The organism is Pantoea sp. BRR-3P (assembly GCF_039621635.1).
Taxonomy (GTDB): domain Bacteria; phylum Pseudomonadota; class Gammaproteobacteria; order Enterobacterales; family Enterobacteriaceae; genus Pantoea; species Pantoea floridensis.
Map to the genome: position 1 here is coordinate 2,257,626 of NZ_CP155066.1, position 13,449 is coordinate 2,271,074.

The 13,449-nt window shown below is 52.4% G+C and carries 15 protein-coding genes and 1 other annotated feature; all 15 genes read right to left on the minus strand.

From position 1 onward, the window contains the following. The gene (locus AAGR08_RS10420; protein WP_345826822.1) at positions 1-1,440 is read right to left on the minus strand and encodes a protein adenylyltransferase SelO; all 1,440 of its coding nucleotides are present in this window, start codon (positions 1,438-1,440) and stop codon (positions 1-3) included. A 99-nt stretch (positions 1,441-1,539) separates the two neighbouring features. Next, on the minus strand, positions 1,540-2,283 hold the full coding sequence (locus tag AAGR08_RS10425) for an EAL domain-containing protein (protein WP_097094115.1): 744 nt from the start codon (positions 2,281-2,283) through the stop codon (positions 1,540-1,542). Positions 2,284-2,596: 313 nt separating this feature from the next. Then, positions 2,597-3,055 (minus strand): NlpC/P60 family protein, encoded by a 459-nt coding sequence (locus AAGR08_RS10430; RefSeq protein WP_097094116.1) that lies wholly within the window; start codon positions 3,053-3,055, stop codon positions 2,597-2,599. A 69-nt stretch (positions 3,056-3,124) separates the two neighbouring features. Next, the gene (btuD, locus tag AAGR08_RS10435; RefSeq protein ID WP_345826823.1) at positions 3,125-3,871 is read right to left on the minus strand and encodes a vitamin B12 ABC transporter ATP-binding protein BtuD; all 747 of its coding nucleotides are present in this window, start codon (positions 3,869-3,871) and stop codon (positions 3,125-3,127) included. After that, positions 3,872-4,417: a glutathione peroxidase gene (locus AAGR08_RS10440; protein ID WP_345826824.1), complete on the minus strand. Its 546-nt coding sequence runs from the start codon at positions 4,415-4,417 to the stop codon at positions 3,872-3,874. Between the two features lie 39 nt (positions 4,418-4,456). Continuing rightward, the gene (gene btuC / locus AAGR08_RS10445) at positions 4,457-5,440 is read right to left on the minus strand and encodes a vitamin B12 ABC transporter permease BtuC (RefSeq protein ID WP_345826825.1); all 984 of its coding nucleotides are present in this window, start codon (positions 5,438-5,440) and stop codon (positions 4,457-4,459) included. 90 nt (positions 5,441-5,530) lie between these two features. Beyond that, the gene (locus tag AAGR08_RS10450) at positions 5,531-5,896 is read right to left on the minus strand and encodes a DUF2502 domain-containing protein (RefSeq protein ID WP_345826826.1); all 366 of its coding nucleotides are present in this window, start codon (positions 5,894-5,896) and stop codon (positions 5,531-5,533) included. A 190-nt stretch (positions 5,897-6,086) separates the two neighbouring features. After that, the gene (gene ihfA, locus AAGR08_RS10455; RefSeq protein WP_007892687.1) at positions 6,087-6,389 is read right to left on the minus strand and encodes an integration host factor subunit alpha; all 303 of its coding nucleotides are present in this window, start codon (positions 6,387-6,389) and stop codon (positions 6,087-6,089) included. 4 nt (positions 6,390-6,393) lie between these two features. After that, positions 6,394-8,781, minus strand: coding sequence for a phenylalanine--tRNA ligase subunit beta (pheT, locus tag AAGR08_RS10460; protein WP_345826827.1), 2,388 nt, complete (start codon positions 8,779-8,781; stop codon positions 6,394-6,396). A 14-nt stretch (positions 8,782-8,795) separates the two neighbouring features. Then, positions 8,796-9,779 carry a phenylalanine--tRNA ligase subunit alpha gene (gene pheS / locus AAGR08_RS10465; protein ID WP_007892680.1) on the minus strand — a complete coding sequence of 328 codons (984 nt, stop codon included), beginning with the start codon at positions 9,777-9,779 and terminating at the stop codon, positions 8,796-8,798. A 71-nt stretch (positions 9,780-9,850) separates the two neighbouring features. Next, positions 9,851-9,977: a sequence feature (Phe leader region), on the minus strand. Beyond that, entirely contained in the window at positions 9,928-9,972 is a 45-nt protein-coding gene (gene pheM, locus AAGR08_RS10470) for a pheST operon leader peptide PheM (RefSeq protein ID WP_121626058.1), read from the minus strand. Its footprint overlaps the feature before it by 45 nt. A 115-nt stretch (positions 9,978-10,092) precedes the next feature. After that, positions 10,093-10,449 carry a 50S ribosomal protein L20 gene (gene rplT, locus AAGR08_RS10475; RefSeq protein WP_007892678.1) on the minus strand — a complete coding sequence of 119 codons (357 nt, stop codon included), beginning with the start codon at positions 10,447-10,449 and terminating at the stop codon, positions 10,093-10,095. A 94-nt stretch (positions 10,450-10,543) separates the two neighbouring features. Then, positions 10,544-10,741: a 50S ribosomal protein L35 gene (gene rpmI, locus AAGR08_RS10480; protein WP_004157374.1), complete on the minus strand. Its 198-nt coding sequence runs from the start codon at positions 10,739-10,741 to the stop codon at positions 10,544-10,546. 99 nt (positions 10,742-10,840) lie between these two features. Then, positions 10,841-11,392 carry a translation initiation factor IF-3 gene (infC, locus tag AAGR08_RS10485; protein ID WP_036621995.1) on the minus strand — a complete coding sequence of 184 codons (552 nt, stop codon included), beginning with the start codon at positions 11,390-11,392 and terminating at the stop codon, positions 10,841-10,843. Then, positions 11,388-13,325: a threonine--tRNA ligase gene (gene thrS / locus AAGR08_RS10490; protein ID WP_097094122.1), complete on the minus strand. Its 1,938-nt coding sequence runs from the start codon at positions 13,323-13,325 to the stop codon at positions 11,388-11,390. The genes infC and thrS overlap by 5 nt, the downstream gene beginning before the upstream one ends. Between the last annotated feature and the right edge of the window lie 124 nt (positions 13,326-13,449).

Genomic DNA, 13,449 nt, shown 5'->3' on the forward strand with positions numbered 1-13,449 from the left:
CTAGCTCGAACAACTTACCTCAAGCGTTTTGCCCCACTCAGGCGGCCGTTGGCGCAGCTCCGCGCTCACGGCCGCATCGCTATAGGGTTGTTGCAGTGCGTTATGCAGCTTTTCTAATGCGCCCGTTTCACCTTTCTCTACCTCTTCAATCACCTGCTGCGCCAGATAATTGCGCAATACCAGCGCTGGATTGGCCGCCTTCATCACCGCCTGACGCTGCTCGTCGCTAGCCTGATCGCGTAACAAGCGCTGGCGGTAATCGCTATACCAGCCATCAAAAGCGGCGCGGTCGATAAACTCATCACGCAGCGGCGAGCGGGTTTCATCCTGCTGCGTCTCGCTAAGCATGCGGAAAGTCAGCGTGTAATCGCTGCGCTCTGCCGTCATCAGCGCCAGCAAGCCGGTCAGGATGGTGTTGTCGTTACTCTCCGCGGTCAGCAAACCGAGTTTGGCACGCATCTTCTCACCCCAAACGCGCATCAACTCGCTTTCATAATGGCTTAGTGCCTGCTTGAGCTGCTCGGTGGTCATCAGGCCGGATAACGCGTGAGCCAGGCGATTCAGATTCCACAGACCAATCATTGGCTGATTTTCGAAGGCGTAGCGCCCCTGGTAATCGCTGTGATTGCAGATGTAACCGGGCTGATAGTCGTCAAGGAATCCATAAGGCCCATAATCCAGCGTCAAGCCAAGAATCGACATGTTATCGGTATTCATCACGCCATGCGCAAAGCCAACGCTTTGCCAAAGTGCTATTAATCCGGCCGTGCGTTTAACGATATCGGTAAACCACAGCAGGTAGCGATCGGCCTCATCCTGCAGGTGGGGCCAGTGATGGCGAATAGCGTAATCCGCCAGCATGCGTACCTTGTCCTGCTCGCCGCCGTAATAAAAGTGTTCAAAATGGCCGAAACGCAAATGGCTCTCGGCGATACGCATTAGCATCGCGCCGCGCTCCTGGGTTTCACGCAGTACGGGCTCATCACCAATCGCTAATGCCAGCGCACGCGTGGTAGGAATGCCAAGGTGGTGCAACGCCTCTGATGCGAGAAACTCGCGCACGCTGGAGCGGATGACGGCGCGTCCGTCACCCATACGCGAATAAGGCGTTAGCCCCGCGCCTTTCAAGTGCCAATCAAGCTTGCGTCCATTCGCCAGCTGTTGCTCGCCGAGTAAGATACCGCGTCCATCACCCAACTGTCCGGCCCAGACGCCAAACTGATGGCCACTGTAGACCTGCGCCAGCGGCGACATACCCGGCAGCATTTCACGTCCTGACCACACGCCATGACCGCTGCCCTGAAACAGAGCATCATCTAACCCCATCTCCTTTGCCAGCGCAGCATTGTGGTAAAACAGTCGTCCTCCCGCCAGCGGCGTTGGGTCCAGTGCGGTGTAGAATCCAGCTAATTCTTGCTGCCAGCTATTCGTAAATTGCATCGATACTCCTGAAGGTGCACTTAGATAAGGCACCAGCATTGAGTTTTTAACATAAGGAAGAGTGTAACGCTGACGCTGCCAGGATGACAGGTGAAAGGATTACTGCTGAGAAGGCGTGTGTAAATTAAGATCGGAATAAATGAGATCGCTTAATCGGTCGGCTTTTACCACCGGAAACAGGCTACCCTGCAGATGTGCGCCGCGAAGCGTGGTCATTTTTTCCAGCATCAAATTATCATCAATGCCGCAAATAATAATTTGCTCGGCGAAATCCGAAAAGTTATCGATAACCGTCTGAATAAATGGCGTAAAGGATGCACGTTTAGCCAACTCTTGAATAAAGGTTTTATCCAGTTTTAGCACGCTAAACAGATTATCGTACACCGCGGTTGCCGGTGCTTTTCCTGCACCAAATTGAGAAAGCGATAAGCGGAATTCCCGCTGTAAAGCCGCGAGCAACGGTTGCTCTTTACCCAATGATAATTGTGGAAATGCTTCACTGATATCTAAAACAAGAAAAGAAATTTGTTTGAATTTCCTTAACAAAAACTCGCTGGATAAAAGCGTATTTGCCATCGAATCATCAATACGAACCAAAGCGATAATTTGATTAAGCTCAAAAAAGTCGCGGTACTTTTCCAGCAATGAAAGCTGGCTCTGGAGCAAACGCAATTGCTGAGCATCATCTAACTGTGGCAACAGCAGATCCTGAGGCAGCGTAATAGGCGCGCTATCATGAACAAATTGCGTAACCAGCTCCACCGCGGTCAGTTGGCCCGTCGGAGAGTATGCTGGATAAAACCAGGTTTCCGACTGATAGTCGGCAGATAAATGGACTTTCATTTTACAAGCCAGAGGCAGTGGCAATTAGCGCATCGTATATCAACGAAAACAGTCAGGCAATAGGACCAAACGTTAGAAGAGAAGACGTTTTTTGTACTATTACGCTGTTTTAAGCCGTAAATAACACTTAAGCCAAATAGCCGGGGTTAATGTCCATACCAATTAAATAAACTTAGCTTTATTTTTAGTATTAAATCAATGGCGGGTAAAGTGCCATTTTAAATGATAGTTAAATATCGGCACAATTCGGAATTAATTCAGGGTGGGATAACCTTTCTTTTTTCGCGCCTTTTAACGCACAAGTAAACCGCGTTTAGATGCGACGCGCCTGCCAAAATACTTTACGCCAGTAAACATTATCCAGCGAAGAGCGAATCACACCCTGGCTGGTAGAGGCGTGAATAAAGGTATTGTCTGTATCATAAATACCCACATGCAAACCATTTTCACCGCTGCCGGTTTTAAAGAACACCAAATCGCCTGGCAGCAGTTCATCCTTGTCGATGCGCGTACCAATATCGGTCTGATCGATCGTTGAGCGCGGCAGCTGCATATCAAATTTATCGCGGAAAGTGAGATAGACAAAGCCAGAACAATCGACGCCACCGCGACTAAGACCGCCATAACGATACGGCGTTCCCCGCCAGCGGCTCAGCTGATCGTTAAGTTGGGCAATGACGGTGATGGAGTCAGACAGGCGACCATTGGGTGGCGGCGCGTGATGGCTACAGCCCGCCAACAACAGTGCCAGAATAAAAATCAGTAGCCGCATCAGTGTTTTCCTTCATCCCTCGCTCGGCAAACACTTTAGCGGCAAAGCGCCTCAGCGTGCAATAAGGTCTCAGGGAATAAACAGCAGCGGCCCTTGTGGGGTATCGATTTGCTCAAACGTGGTTTGGTAGAGCGGCGCTAATTGGGCTGCGGTTAACACCTCTTTGCCGCTTCCCTGGCGCACGACGTTGCCTTGGTGCATTAACCACACACGATCGGCATGGCGCAAGCTGTGATTGAGATCGTGCCCGCTGGCAACAATCGCCAGACCGCTGTGACAAAGTTCTGCCAGCAACCTGTCAACAGCCCGCTGCTGTGCCACGTCCAGTGCACTCATCGGCTCATCCAGCAGCAATACTTTCCCGCGTGGATTGAGCTGCGGATGAATTTGCATAACCACCGCCGCCAGGCGTACGCGCTGCCACTCCCCGCCGGAAAGCTGCGTTAGGCTGCGCAATAATTTGTCTTGCAGGCCGAGCTGGTCTAACACATCGTGCAAAATAGCGTCCGCTTGTACCGCCTCCGTGGCAGCGTGCATGCGTAAATAGTGCCATACCGGCATTTGTCCCGGCGCTATCTGCTGCTGTGGCAACCAGCCACGCAGCTGCGCCAGTGCAGCACCGCTCATGGCGGACAGCGGCTTGCCATCCAGCAGAATCGTACCCTGACTTGATAGCAGGCCAGAAAGCACAGTCAGCAAAGTGCTTTTCCCTGCGCCGTTCGGCCCGACCAGATGCACCAGCTGACCGGCATTGACGTTCAGGTCAACGGGAGCCAACCGTCCTGGGACGCTGACTCCCTGACACTGCAATACCATTTACCCGGCCAGCGCCTGCTCAATGCTTTTCAGGATAATAGGATCGTCTGGCGTCATATCCGGCGAGAAGCGCGCAATCACTTTGCCCTGCTTATTGATGAGGAATTTCTCGAAATTCCACAGGATGTCGCCCGGCGCTTTCGGCGCGCGGCCTTTGCTCTCCATCCTCTCAAGGAAACCGCTGCCTTCCGGGCGTTGCGCCACCGGTTGCGCCGCAGTCAATTGGGCATATAAAGGATGACGATGCTCGCCGTTAACGTCGGTTTTATCGAACATCGGGAAGGTCACACCATATGTGGTGCTGCAGAAGGTTTTAATCTCTTCATTGCTGCCCGGCTCTTGCTCGAGGAATTGATTACACGGAAAGCCCAGTACGCTGAAGTTCTTATCCTGCCAGGCCTTCTGAAGCGATTCTAGCTGCTCATACTGTGCCGTCAGGCCGCATTTTGATGCCACATTCACTACCAGCAACACTTTTCCTTCATATTCCGCCAGCGTGGTTTTTTCGCCGTCTAACGTAACCAGTTCTGTTTGATAAATGCTCATAGTCGATTCCTGTTGTTGATAACAAGTTGCCAGCCAAAGCTAGCGCGAAGACTTCACTAATAACACGATAAACAGCGGCGCGCCGAGCGTGGCAGTGACGACACCAATTGGCAGTTCAGCGGAGGTGAGCACCAGCCGCGCAATGATATCCGCGCCAAGTAGCACACCCGCACCGGCCAACGCCGCGGCGGGCAGCAGATAACGATGATCGCTAAACCCACTCAGCCGCAATAAATGCGGGATCACCAGGCCAACAAAACCAATCGCACCGGCCATCGCCACACTCACGCCGACCAGCCATCCCATCGCCAGTACCAGAAGATTGCGCCACAGCAGCAGAGGTAATCCCAACTGACGCGCCGAGGTTTCGCCCAGCGCCAGTAAATTCAGCGTTCGTACGGTAGTTAGCAGCAATAGCGTTACCGGCAGCAGCGCCAGCATCATCCCGCCATAGCGCCAGTCAATGCCGCTGAAGCCGCCCATCATCCAGTACATCAGCTGGCGCAGATCGAGACTGGTGCTAAAGTACACCGCCCACGTCATGATGGCGCTACAGATAATGCCCAGCGCCACGCCGGTTAGCAGCAAACGGCTCACTGACAGCTGTTTATGGGCAAAATGCAGCAGGATCAACGTGATCAGTAAGGCTCCCACCATCGCCGCCAGCGCTAAGCTCCAGAGCGAACCGTTGCCGAGCATCACGCCTAATACCAATCCAATGCCTGCACCGTTGGAGACGCCAAGTAAACCCGGTTCAGCCAGTGGATTATTAAACAGCGCCTGCATCACTACCCCGCACACCGCCAGCGCCGCGCCCACCAGTAGCACCGCCAGCGTGCGCGGCATACGCAGTTGCCAGACGAACAGCTCGCCACGGGTCGAAAACCATTGGCCAGGAGAAATCCAGCTATCACCGGCACACAGGCTAAGTCCGATGAGCAGCATTAATAGCACGCTAAGTGCGATGAGCCAGCACTGACTGCGGCGATTTGCCTGACGGGCAAGCTGATCCAGCAGAGTCATAGGTAAGATTGGCTGAGAAAACAGAGATTTGATTGTAGTGGGATTGCAGCAAAAAGAAAGCGGCGCTGTGCAGGCGCCGCTGGAAGTGCATTACTGATGCGGGGGAATTGGCTGACCGTGATTATCATGCTGCTGATGATCATCGTGCTGATCGTGGCGCTGCTGCGGATGCGGCTGACGCGAATTCTCCTTGTGCGACCCATTGCCCGGATGCTGCGCCTGCCAACCGTTACCATTCCAGTAGCCGTGCGGACCCTTGGTGCCAATGCGCTGATTGTGATGCTGCTTCCACCACGTTGGCGCACGCCAGTCGTAGCCATCCCAATAGTAGCCGCGCTTATCCTGATCGCCGATATGAATCGAAACGCCCGGCGAATTGATATTAACGGACACGTTGGCGCTTGCCAGCAGCGGCATCCCTAATAGGATGCTTAATAAAAGTGCTGTCTTTTTCATCAGCGAAACCTCTTGTAATGTGATGGCGCTGTTATAACAAATAGCTTGCAGCGGTCACTATCAGCGGGTCCCGATTTTCGTCATATTTTCTGCATACTTACGAAATCCTTACATCATGTATAAATCATGCAGAACGGCCAATTTTCAGGCAAAAAAAAGGCCGCTAAGCGGCCTTTTTGTCGTACTGAAATTAGTCAGCATCCTTGGGTGTCGCGTTCTCGACGCGACTTTTCAACTTCTGTCCCGGACGGAATGTCACCACTCGGCGCGCGGTGATAGGAATATCTTCCCCCGTCTTCGGGTTACGGCCCGGACGCTGGTTTTTGTCACGCAGATCAAAGTTACCAAATCCGGACAGCTTTACCTGTTCTCCGTTTTCCAACGCGCGGCGAACCTCTTCAAAAAAAAGTTCCACCAACTCTTTGGCATCGCGTTTGCTCAACCCGAGTTTTTCAAACAGGTACTCTGACATTTCAGCTTTTGTAAGCGCCATAGGTTCAATCCCTCAAGGTTGCCTGGAATCGCTCTTTTAATGCCGCAACGCATTTGGCAACGGTCGCGGCAATCTCCTCTTCTTCGAGTGTCCGGCTGGTATCCTGCAAAATTAGGCTAATCGCCAGGCTCTTTTCGCCTTCGTTTACGCCCTTACCACGGTACACGTCAAACAAGTTTACGCCAACTACCTGATTTACGCCAACTTTCTTACACTCCGCAATGATATCTGCTGCAGGCACGTTTTCAGCCACCACAACGGCGATATCACGACGGTTTGCCGGGAAGCGGGAAATCTCGCGCGCATCAGGCAGGACGCGGTCTGCGACCTTATTCCAAAGCAGTTCAAACACTAAGGTGCGACCGTTAAGATCCAGCTTACGTTCCAGCTCTGGATGAACCACCCCGATAAATCCGATTCGTTCGCCGCGTAAATAAATTGCGGCACTTTGTCCTGGATGCAGCGCCGGATTGGCTTCCGCACGGAAGGAAATCTCATCAAGTTTACCGGTCAAATCCAGCAGCGACTCTAAATCGCCTTTCAAATCATAGAAGTCAACCGTCTGACGCGCCAGATCCCAATGCTCTTCGTAGCGATTACCGCTTAAAACACCGGCCAGCATAAGATCCTGGCGAATGCCCAGATCGGCCTGTGTATCAGGAACAAAGCGCAAGCCGCTCTCAAACAGGCGTACACGCCCCTGCTGACGGTTTTGGTTGTACACCACCGCACTTAGTAAGCCGGTCCACAGCGACAGACGCATCGCCGACATATCACTGGAGATGGGGCTTGGCAGAATCAGCGCTTCTTCGCCCGGATGCAGCAACTGCTGTACCTTCGGATCAACGAAGCTGTAGGTAATCGCTTCCTGATAGCCTTTATCGACCAACAGATTTTTCGCACGCTTCAACGACAAATCAGCTTCACGATGCTGAGTCATGATCAGGCTGGCTTTAACCGGCACATCAGGAATGTTGTTGTAGCCGTAAATACGCGCGACTTCTTCCACTAAATCCTCTTCGATGGCCATATCGAAACGCCAGCTTGGCGCAACGGCTTGCCATTCACCCTTGCCGATTGTCACTTCGCAGCCGAGACGCGTCAGGATATCCGTCACCTGCTCGTCGGCAATGACGTGACCAATTAAGCGGTCTAACTTTTCACGACGCAGCGTAATGGTGGCGCGCGGCGGCAGTGCACTGGCGTCAGTTTGATCGATCACCGGGCCCGCCTCGCCACCACAAATATCCAGCAGCAGCTGCGTGGCGCGTTCAATCGCCTTGTGCTGTAGCGCCGGATCGACGCCACGCTCGTAGCGATGCGAGGCATCGGTATGCAGACCCTGACGACGCGCGCGGCCGGTAATTGCCAGCGGATCAAAATAGGCACATTCGAACAGGACGTTTTGCGTCTCTTCGTTGACGCCAGAATGCTCGCCACCAAAGATGCCACCCATCGCCAGCGCTTTGTGGTGATCGGCAATCACCAGCGTATCGCTGCTCAGTTTGGCTTCGGTGCCATCCAGCAACGTCAGCACTTCGCCCTCTTTCGCCATGCGCACCACGATGCCGCCTTCGATGCGATCGAGGTCAAACGCATGCATCGGTTGGCCCAGTTCCAGCAGCACATAGTTAGTGATATCGACGACAGGATCGATTGAGCGAATGCCGCAGCGACGCAGCTTCTCACGCATCCACAACGGCGTGGCGGCTTTTACATTCACCCCTTTCACCACGCGGCCAAGGTAGCGTGGGCACGCGGCGGTCGCATCGACGCGAATCGGGAACGTATCGGCGATGGTCGCGTTAACCGGCTCAATGGCCGGTGCAGTCAACGGTAATCCGTTCAGCACCGCGACGTCACGCGCAATACCGATGATGCCGAGGCAATCGGCGCGGTTTGGCGTCACGCTAATTTCGATGGTGTTGTCATCCAACTGCAGATAGCTACGGATGTCGGTACCAACCGGTGCATCGGCAGGCAGCTCAATGATGCCGCTGTGATCGTCGGAAATACCCAGTTCCGAGAATGAGCACAACATGCCTTCAGAGGGTTCACCGCGCAGTTTTGCCGCTTTGATTTTGAAATCACCCGGCAGTACCGCGCCAACGGTGGCAACCGCGACTTTCAGACCCTGACGGCAATTTGGTGCGCCACAGACGATATCCAGCAGGCGATCTCCACCGACGTTGATTTTGGTAACGCGCAGTTTGTCAGCATTAGGATGTTGGCCGCACTCAACCACTTCACCCACGACAACACCGTGGAACGCACCGGCAACCGGCTCCACGCCGTCGACTTCAAGTCCGGCCATGGTGATTTGCTCAGACAGCGCAGCGCTATCCAGGGCTGGATTTACCCATTCGCGTAACCAGAGTTCACTGAATTTCATTGGATAACCTGCCCTTATTTAAATTGTTTGAGGAAACGTAAATCATTTTCGAAGAAGGCGCGCAGATCGGTCACACCGTAGCGCAGCATGGTGAGACGCTCCATGCCCATGCCAAAGGCAAAGCCGGAATACACTTCCGGATCGATGCCCACATTGCGCAATACATTGGGATGTACCATCCCACAGCCCAGCACTTCCAGCCACTTGCCGTTTTTACCCATCACGTCTACTTCAGCAGAGGGTTCGGTAAACGGGAAGTAAGAAGGACGGAAGCGGATTTGCAGATTCTCTTCGAAGAAGTTGTTCAGGAAATCATGCAGCGTGCCTTTCAGGTTGGTGAAGCTGATGTCTTTATCGACGATCAAACCTTCCATCTGATGGAACATCGGCGTGTGCGTCTGATCGTAGTCGTTACGATAAACGCGTCCTGGCGCGATGATGCGGATTGGCGGCTGCTGATTTTTCATGGTACGAATCTGCACGCCTGAGGTTTGGGTACGCAGCAGACGCGTGGCATCAAACCAGAAGGTGTCATGGTCGGCACGTGCCGGGTGATGGCCCGGAATGTTTAATGCATCGAAGTTGTGATAATCGTCTTCGATTTCAGGCCCGGTTACCACCGCAAAACCCAATTCGCCAAAGAAGTTTTCGATACGATCGATGGTACGCGTCACCGGATGCAAGCCGCCATTCTCAACGCGGCGACCCGGCAATGACACATCGATAGTTTCGGCAGCCAGACGCGCGTTGAGCTCGGCGCTTTCCAGCGTCTCTTTACGGGCAGTGAGACGGTCTTGCACCTGCTGCTTGGCGTCGTTGATAACCGCACCTGCGGCCGGGCGCTCTTCTGCCGGCAATTCACGCAGGGTGGTCATTTGCAGCGTCAGGTGCCCTTTCTTACCCAGAAATTCGACGCGCACGGCGTCCAGAGCAGCGATATCCGCCGCCTCGTCGATGGCGGCCGTGGCACGGGCCACCAGGTCTGCGAGTTGGGACATGATTTCCTCTTCTTCCAGCCGGGCTGGTCAGTTCTCGTTGGGATCGTGTGATCCGATTAAGTGTCGCCAGAAACAAAAAAGCCTCCACGAGGGAGGCTTTCAGCGCGATTTTTCGTTTCTTTTCTTAATGCGCAAAAGCCCCTGATGTTCAGGCGCTAAAGTAAAAAAAGAAACGGAAAATTGCAGCATGCATGCTTGCGTTACCTGGTAATGATAGAAAACGCACTATTGAAATGCGCAGCGGCCAAAATGTCAATCTTTTGCGTGAGTTGCAGGCAATAAAAAAGGGAGCAAGCTCCCTTTTTCAACTGACTTACGCCAGAGCTGATTTTGCTTTTTCAACAAGTGCAGTAAATGTCACTTTGTCGAATACAGCGATGTCAGCCAGAATCTTACGGTCGATTTCAATAGAGGCTTTTTTCAGGCCATTGATGAAACGGCTGTAAGAGATACCGTTCTGACGAGCCGCAGCGTTGATACGTGCGATCCACAGTTGACGGAACTGACGCTTACGTTGACGACGGTCACGGTAAGCATACTGACCAGCTTTGATAACAGCCTGGAAAGCAACGCGGTATACACGTGAACGTGCACCGTAGTAGCCTTTAGCTTGTTTTAAGATTTTCTTGTGACGTGCGCGAGCAATTACACCACGTTTAACGCGAGCCATGTGAGCTCTCCTATATCATATTCTGTGACGCCTTATACCCTGCAAGCCAATGGCTGTTACGCAACGTTTTCAGGCAAATTTATAAAAAGTTTACTTATGCGTACGGCAGGCAGGCAATAACCAGACCCAGATCGCCTTTAGACACCATGCCTTTCGGACGCAGGTGACGTTTACGCTTAGTAGACTTTTTAGTCAGAATATGACGCAGGTTTGCGTGCTTACGCTTGAAGCCACCAGAAGCGGTCTTCTTGAAGCGCTTAGCGGCGCCACGTACAGTTTTAATCTTTGGCATTTTTACAAATATCCACTTCGCATTGTTAATAAAATGAATCAGATAGGCGAATAAAAATCCGCACAACGCAAGCGCTGCGCGGTTTTATTACTTGAAGGCCTACTGCTTCTTCTTAGGAGCGAGCACCATGATCATCTGACGACCTTCGATCTTCGAAGGGAAGGATTCGACAATCGCCAAATCCATGTCTTCACACAGGTCTTTACGGACGCGGTTAAGCACTTCCATACCGATCTGCTGGTGCGCCATCTCACGACCGCGGAAACGCAGCGTGATTTTGGCTTTATCGCCCTCTTCCAGAAAGCGAATCAGGTTGCGTAGTTTGACCTGATAGTCGCCATCATCGGTACCAGGACGGAATTTGATTTCCTTAACCTGGATAACTTTCTGCTTCTTCTTCTGTTCCTTAGAAGACTTGCTCTTTTCATAAAGGAACTTGCCGTAATCCATAATACGGCAAACCGGCGGTTCGGCGTTCGGGCTGATTTCAACTAAATCTACGCCAGCTTCTTCAGCTTTCTCAATGGCTTCACGCAAGGTGACAATGCCAAGTTGCTCACCGTCTACGCCAGTTAAGCGCACTTCGGTGGCTCGGATTTCGCCGTTGATACGGTTCGGACGTGTTGGTTGTACTCGTTTTCCGCCTTTAATAACCTGTTTCCTCTAATTGGTGAAGATGTCGGCTGCGAATCTCTTGTTGCAGCTTCTCAACAAACACATCTACGTCCATGCTCCCAAGGTCTTTACCACGGCGGGTGCGCACGGCAACTTTGCCTGCTTCCACCTCTTTGTCACCGCAAACCAGCATATAAGGGACGCGACGTAATGTGTGCTCGCGGATTTTAAAGCCTATCTTCTCGTTTCTCAAGTCTGCTTTGACACGAATGCCCGCATTCTGCAATTTCTTTGTCAATTCGCTGACATATTCTGACTGACTATCGGTGATATTCATCACCACAGCCTGCACCGGCGCCAACCAGCTCGGGAAGAATCCTGCGAATTCTTCGGTCAGGATGCCAATAAAGCGCTCCATCGAACCGAGAATTGCACGGTGAATCATTACCGGTGTCTGGCGATCGTTGTTTTCGCCTACATAAGTAGCGTCCAGACGCTTAGGCAGGGAGAAGTCTAGCTGAACGGTGCCACACTGCCAGGCGCGATCGAGGCAATCGTACAGGGTAAACTCAATTTTCGGGCCATAAAATGCACCTTCTCCCGGCTGATATTCGAATGGAATCTCATTCTCTTTCAGGGCTTCTGCTAAATCTACTTCCGCACGGTCCCACATTTCGTCGGTTCCGATACGTTTTTCCGGACGGGTCGACAGTTTCACCACGATTTTTTCAAAACCGAAGGTGCTGTACATGTCGTATACCATACGGATACAGCTGTTCACCTCATCACGTACCTGATCTTCGGTACAGAAGACATGAGCATCATCCTGAGTAAAGCCACGCACGCGCATCAGGCCATGCAACGCACCTGAAGGTTCGTTACGATGACAGCTACCAAATTCCGCCATACGCAGCGGCAGGTCACGATAGGATTTCAGACCTTGGTTAAAGATCTGCACGTGGCCTGGGCAGTTCATGGGCTTGATGCAATATTCACGGTTCTCGGATGAGGTGGTGAACATCGCTTCTTTGTAGTTTTCCCAGTGACCCGTTTTTTCCCACAGCACGCGGTCCATCATAAACGGACCTTTCACTTCCTGATAGTCGTACTCTTTCAGCTTGGTACGCACAAACACTTCCAGCTCGCGGAAGATGGTCCAGCCGTCATTGTGCCAGAACACCATGCCCGGCGCTTCTTCCTGCATGTGGTAGAGATCAAGCTGCTTACCGATTTTACGGTGGTCGCGTTTTGCCGCTTCTTCCAGGCGCTGCAAGTAAGCAGCCAGCTGCTTTTTATCCGCCCAGGCCGTACCGTAAACACGCTGCAGCATTTTGTTATCGCTGTTGCCGCGCCAGTAAGCCCCGGAGATTTTCTGCAGTTTGAAGTGATGGCAGAAACGCATGTTCGGCACGTGCGGACCGCGGCACATGTCGATATATTCTTCATGATGATACAGGCCAGGACGATCGTCATGGCTGATGTTCTCGTCAAGAATGGTGGTTTTGTAGCTTTCGCCACGCTCAGCAAACACATCACGTGCTTCCTGCCAGCTCACCTTCTTCTTAACCACATCGTAATTGCTTTCAGCCAGCTGGTGCATACGCTTTTCCAGCAGCTCAAGATCTTCCTGCGTTAAGGTGTGGTCCAGATCAACGTCATAATAGAAACCGTTATCAATCACCGGGCCGATAGCCATCTTGGTATTTGGCCACAGCTGCTTAATCGCATGCCCTAACAGGTGCGCGCAAGAGTGACGAATGATTTCTAAACCGGCTTCGTCTTTAGCGGTAATAATCGCTACCTGAGCATCTTCGGTGATCGGATCAACCGCATCAACCAATTCGCCATTCACGCGACCGGCGATACAGGCTTTCGCCAAACCCGGCCCAATATCCAAAGCGATATCCATTACGCTGACGGGACGGTCAAAGCTGCGCTGGCTGCCATCAGGAAGAGTAATTACTGGCATTTCATATCCTTAATTGCAGTGGTAAGCCACACGAAAGCCTACATGCAACAATCAGTTTGGTAATAAGTAACCCGGCGTAATGTCAGACCCACGTTGTCGGAATGACGCCAGGAATGTAAAGCGG

Excerpts from the sequence above, each read along its gene's own strand:
- AAGR08_RS10420 (WP_345826822.1), bottom strand. The coding sequence starts at position 1,440 with ATGCAATTTACGAATAGCTGGCAGCAAGAATTAGCTGGATTCTACACC.
- AAGR08_RS10425 (WP_097094115.1), bottom strand. The coding sequence starts at position 2,283 with ATGAAAGTCCATTTATCTGCCGACTATCAGTCGGAAACCTGGTTTTAT.
- AAGR08_RS10430 (WP_097094116.1), bottom strand. The coding sequence starts at position 3,055 with ATGCGGCTACTGATTTTTATTCTGGCACTGTTGTTGGCGGGCTGTAGC.
- btuD (WP_345826823.1), bottom strand. The coding sequence starts at position 3,871 with ATGGTATTGCAGTGTCAGGGAGTCAGCGTCCCAGGACGGTTGGCTCCC.
- AAGR08_RS10440 (WP_345826824.1), bottom strand. The coding sequence starts at position 4,417 with ATGAGCATTTATCAAACAGAACTGGTTACGTTAGACGGCGAAAAAACC.
- btuC (WP_345826825.1), bottom strand. The coding sequence starts at position 5,440 with ATGACTCTGCTGGATCAGCTTGCCCGTCAGGCAAATCGCCGCAGTCAG.
- AAGR08_RS10450 (WP_345826826.1), bottom strand. The coding sequence starts at position 5,896 with ATGAAAAAGACAGCACTTTTATTAAGCATCCTATTAGGGATGCCGCTG.
- ihfA (WP_007892687.1), bottom strand. The coding sequence starts at position 6,389 with ATGGCGCTTACAAAAGCTGAAATGTCAGAGTACCTGTTTGAAAAACTC.
- pheT (WP_345826827.1), bottom strand. The coding sequence starts at position 8,781 with ATGAAATTCAGTGAACTCTGGTTACGCGAATGGGTAAATCCAGCCCTG.
- pheS (WP_007892680.1), bottom strand. The coding sequence starts at position 9,779 with ATGTCCCAACTCGCAGACCTGGTGGCCCGTGCCACGGCCGCCATCGAC.
- rplT (WP_007892678.1), bottom strand. The coding sequence starts at position 10,449 with ATGGCTCGCGTTAAACGTGGTGTAATTGCTCGCGCACGTCACAAGAAA.
- rpmI (WP_004157374.1), bottom strand. The coding sequence starts at position 10,741 with ATGCCAAAGATTAAAACTGTACGTGGCGCCGCTAAGCGCTTCAAGAAG.
- thrS (WP_097094122.1), bottom strand. The coding sequence starts at position 13,325 with ATGCCAGTAATTACTCTTCCTGATGGCAGCCAGCGCAGCTTTGACCGT.